Source organism: Pseudorhodoplanes sp. (genome assembly GCF_050250235.1).
GTDB lineage: Bacteria > Pseudomonadota > Alphaproteobacteria > Rhizobiales > Xanthobacteraceae > Pseudorhodoplanes.
The window spans coordinates 1-4,863 of sequence record NZ_JBFWPA010000259.1 but is presented as its reverse complement, the minus strand read 5'-3'; the positions used below and the strand labels follow the sequence as shown (position 1 = coordinate 4,863).

Here is a 4,863-nt window from a genome sequence, read left to right as displayed (position 1 = left end):
CGACGAGCCGCGCCTTGGGCGCGATGATGCGCGTGCCGCCCCGCCCCCGCCCTGGAAAGCTCCATGACGATATCTGCTCACCGAGCCCCGTGAAAACCACGCAATGCTGGCGCGCCAGATCGTCAAGCGTCTTCGGCACGCGATGCTTTGCGAAATAGCCGGGGCTGCCGCAGACCACGCGGCGCACCATGCCGGCCCGCGTGGCGATCATGCCGCTGTCGGCGAGCGCGCCGATGCGCACCGCCATGTCGACATGCTCGTCGGCAAAATTGATGTTGCGGTCGGAGAGCACCAGCCGGATGTCGATCTCCGGGAATTGCCCGAGGAAGTCGGTGACGATCGGCAGCACATGCAGCCGTCCGAAGACGAGCGGTGCTGTGATGACGAGCTCGCCTTTGGGGACGCTGTACTCGCCGGAAGCTTTCGCCTCCGCGTCGCTGACGAGATCGAGGATCGTCCGCGCGGCAGCGACATAGCCGGCGCCTGCTTCGGTCAGCGACAATTTGCGGGTGGAGCGGATGAGGAGCCGAGTTTTCAGATGCGCCTCAAGCTCTGCCACCTTGCGGCTCACCGTCGGCAGCGGCACGCCGAGTTTGCGGCTGGCGGCCGAGAAGCTTCCCGCCTCCACGGCTGCGATCAGCACCGACATGGCATCGAGACGGTCCATTTGAGATTCTCATTGAATGAGAGGATCATTCTCAAATTTACCAGATTATCGCGTTTTTCGATAGGCTCTATATTCGCCGCCGAACAGGAGATCGTCATGTATGGATTTCTCGACATCGCATCGACGCCTTCGGTGAAGGCCGCCCAGGAGGCCTATGGCAGCGCCCCCCACTGGCGGAGTTTCAAGGGCGATCGCGCCTTCGACCGTTTCACCGAAAACGAGGCGGCCTTCATCGCCGCGCGCGACAGTTTCTACATGGCCACGGTCTCGGAAACGGGCTGGCCCTATGTCCAGCACCGCGGCGGGTCTGCGGGCTTCATCAGGATGCTAGACGACCGGACGCTTGCCATTCCCGACTATCGCGGCAACCGCCAGTACATTTCGCTGGGCAATCTCGTCGCCAATGACCGTGCCGCGCTCATCCTCATGGACTATCCGGCGCGCCGCCGCTTGAAGATCTTCGCCCGCATCGAGGCGAAGAGTCTCGCCGATGATCGGGAGCTTGCCGCGCGTCTCGCCGTCCCCGGCTACCGCGCCCATCCCGAGCGCGCCCTGCTCATCCATCTCGAAGCGTTCGACTGGAACTGCCCCCAGCACATCACGCCGCGCTTCACCGAAGCAGAGATCGACAAGGCGCTGGAACCGGTCCGCCAGCGCCTCGCGGCTCTCGAAGCCGAGAATGCGGAACTGCGGAAGGCGCTTGCCGGAGTACAAGCGGGTACAGCCGACTGAACCTGATGCATCTGCGGCCGGGCGTCCCACGCCAAGAAGAGAGCGCTCGAGAGACGATGCGCGCGATCAAACAAAACGGCAGGGAAGGATCATGATAAAAAATAAACTCCCCGCCAACCGGCGGGGAGTTTGTTCGCAGGTATGAGAACTCAGAAGTTGAGGGACGCGCGACCGAATATGGAATGCTCTTCATAGTCGGAATTGAAGAGACCATTATATTCAATTGTCAGATCCCAATTCTCACTGACGTCAAACGTGCCGCCAGCTTCGAGCAACAGTGAGTCGCGCGACGTTTCGGCGCTGACCGTCGTGAAGTCGGCGCCCGGCGGAAGAGCATCGGCGAAAGTCGCGTCGATCTCCTGCGTCGTGTCGTCAAACTCGTGCAACCAGGCCACCCCAAGCTTTGGTGAGAAGACCGTGTTGTCGCCCATCTGGTACGTGCCATCGAACCGAAGGCCGAGTGTCGAGGTGACCGATGTACCGTCAGCATCATCGACATCAAGTCTTGCACCCGTGGGGACCGGCTCGTCTTCTGTGAACCCATCCATGTTGGCGTGGGTCACACCGAAGCCCGCATAGGGCGTCAGCACCGAGCTTTCGGCGATGTTCATCCGGTAGCCCGTCTCGGCGTAGAAAGTGAAGAGATCCGAGTCGGGATCGCCCGACGGGTCGAGGAGTGACCCATTGAGCAGGATGTCACGATGACTGTCACCATTATACCAGCCACCGCCCGCAAGGCCGCGCAGGTAGAAGGTCTTGTCGTCGTAGCCGCCGTAAGCCGCAATCTGGAAGCCGTCATAGTCGATCGAGGCGCCACCGCGTCCGCCGAAGCGGTTGAAGTCGAGACTGCCATCGACATATCCCAGAGCGATACCACCGAAGAACGTATCGCTGAAGGCGTGATCAAAGCCGCCATAGACTGTCAGCTGGTCGGAGTCGTATCCAGGCGCCTCACGGTCGCCATCGTGATTACCCCAGCTTCCACCGATGTGAGCCCACACGCCGCTATATCCGGCCTTGAAGCATTCGGTCGTTTCCGGATTGACGCTGCTCGAGCAATCCATCCGGTCGCTGATCGAGCGCTTTAGCTGATTGGTGGACCACAGAACCGACTGGAGATACTGAGCATACTCCGCACCCGTCAGTTGGTTCAGGAACTCGGGATAGTCCTCATCATTGAGGGTGAAGAGCTGACCCACGAGATTTGAGAAGGGGTCGCCGGCGACCAGAGCCGGGTAGACATTCTCAATCGCAGTGGCAACCGAGTTCTGGTTCTTCGTGAGCCCCGCAACCGCGTTGAAGGCGATACGGTTCGTCACGATGTCGAGCTCCGTGGCGCCGTCCGGCACAACGGTTGTGGTCAACAGCGCCGAATTGTCGACAACCTCGTCAAACGCTCCATTCAACGCCGCTGCCTGGATAAAGCCGTCATAGGTCTGCGTATCCGCATAGAGACCCGCATCGTAGATGGCCTCGAACGTCCCGTCGATATTCGCCGTGTTGGCATCAATCGTCGGGAAATCTGTCGTATCCGGTGTAAGCTCGGCAGCAAGCGTGCCTTCATCAGCAATCGTGAATGTGTCCACGTTGACCTCGGGCGCGTCAGCCAATGCCGGATTAAACACATTCTCCGCCAGATCTTCAAAGGCAGGATCCGGCAATGTTCCGTCCGGAAGGACCAGAATGAGCTTGCCGCCATCGGCAATCGTCAACGTTCCCTCGTTGAGATTATCTGGGTTGACATCGCCATCGAGAATTGTCTTGCCGTTGGACACGACAATGTCGTCATCCGGCGAGATTTCGATGTTACCCAAAATCACGCCTGGTTGAGATGTCCCATCCGGCAATGTCGCACCTTGCAGCTCGATCAGAGCCGGATTTGGCGCGTTCTGCGTGTTTATGGCATTACCGCGCGCAACCGGACCCGCCGCGCTGGTGGAGATACCAGCGAAGATTCTTCCGCCCAGATTGGAGACGGTTACCAGACCCGCTCCGGCAGCCGTGCCGGCCACGAGAATGCCGGTCGCCGCTGCACCTGTTGGACCTGCGGCAAACGCCGAGATCGAACCGGAGTTGGTGATCTGCATGGTGTTCTGGTTGGACAGCGCCGCGATACCGATCGCAATGCCCGTCCCCGCCGATCCGGCGGCAACGGCCCGCGCATCGATCGTGCCGCTGTTCACGGCCGTGCCGGAGAGCTGGCTCGCCAGCATGAGGACACCGACTGCAAGACCATTCGCAGTGTTGGCTGCGGATGCGCTCGCATCGACGTCGATCAAGCCGTCATTGGTCATGTTCACAGTCAGCAGCGGCGCGCCGAGACCCACCGCACCGTAACCGAGCGCCACCGCGTTCGCCGTACCCGTCGTCGCATTGGCATCGGCATTGGCCGCCGCCACGATATCGCCGGTGTTGTTGAGCGTAGCCGTCTGGGTCGCGCCGGAAATAAGCTGGATCACGCCGGCAGCGATCGCGTTCGCGGTCGCAAGCGTCGTCGCATTGGCCGTAGCATTGGCAATGGCGGAGATATTGCCGCTGTTCAGCGCGCTCGCCGAAGCAGAGCCCGTCGCCACGACAATCTGCGCGTCGGCGATAGCGACTGCCAGGGCGCTTGCCGCGTTGACGCCATTGGCGACGACATCCACCTGGACATCCAGCGAATTGACGCTGGTGTTCGTCAGCACTGCGCTCGCTGATCCCGCGTTTGCGATGGCGATCTGCGCCGCCCCAAGGCCCACGCCCAGCGCGCCTGCGTTAGCAGCGACACCAGTCGCGTTGGCGGTCGCAACAACATCAACATCAATCGTGCCGTCGTTTGTGAGAGACGCTGCCGCGTTGGTGCCGAAGGCAACCTGAAGGCCACCGAGACCAATCGCCGCGGCGCCTGCGGTCGCCGCCGCTGCTGAGGCGTTAGCCACCGCGGTCGCATCGACCGACAGGGAAGCGCCCTCTGCATTCGTCATTGCCGCAGTGGCGTTGCCCGCCCCCGCAATGGCGATCTGAGCCGCACCAAGGCCCAAGGCCAGTGCCGACGCTTGCGCACTCGCGGTTCCGACAGCATTCGCCGTCGCGACCGCGCCGACATCCATCACCCCGCCATTGGTCAGCGAAGCCGACGCCGCATTGGTTCCGAAAGCCACCTGAAGCGCACCGAGACCGATCCCAGCAGCACCGGCAGTCGCCACATTGGCGGTGGCATTGGCCACCGCGGAGGCATCGACCAGGAACGACGCATCAGCCGCGTTCGACATCGACGCCGTCGCATTGCCGGCCGCCGCGATCGCGATCTGTGCCGCACCGAGACCCAGGCCCAGAGCCTGCGCTGAGCCAGAAGCCGTTCCAACCGCATTGGCCGACGCAACCGCGCCGACATCCATGACCCCGCCATTGGTCAGCGAAGCCGACGCCGCATTGGTTCCGAAAGCCACCTGAAGCGCACCGAGACCGATCCCAGCAGCACCGGC

Annotated in this window: 3 protein-coding genes; 1 reads left to right on the top strand and 2 read right to left on the bottom strand. The window is 62.0% G+C overall.

Going from position 1 to position 4,863, the window contains the following annotated elements; genetic code table 11:
* Positions 1-667, bottom strand: a 667-nt coding sequence (locus AB7F49_RS38145) for a LysR family transcriptional regulator (protein WP_428532839.1), incomplete at its 3' end; no start/stop codon positions are given.
* 96 nt (positions 668-763) lie between these two features.
* Here AB7F49_RS38145 and AB7F49_RS38140 point away from each other — a divergent pair.
* On the top strand, positions 764-1,399 hold the full coding sequence (locus AB7F49_RS38140) for a pyridoxamine 5'-phosphate oxidase family protein (protein ID WP_428532836.1): 636 nt from the start codon (positions 764-766) through the stop codon (positions 1,397-1,399).
* Positions 1,400-1,548: 149 nt separating this feature from the next.
* Here the strand turns inward: AB7F49_RS38140 and AB7F49_RS38135 are convergent.
* The coding region (locus AB7F49_RS38135; protein WP_428532833.1) for an autotransporter domain-containing protein at positions 1,549-4,863 on the bottom strand (3,315 nt) is incomplete at its 5' end.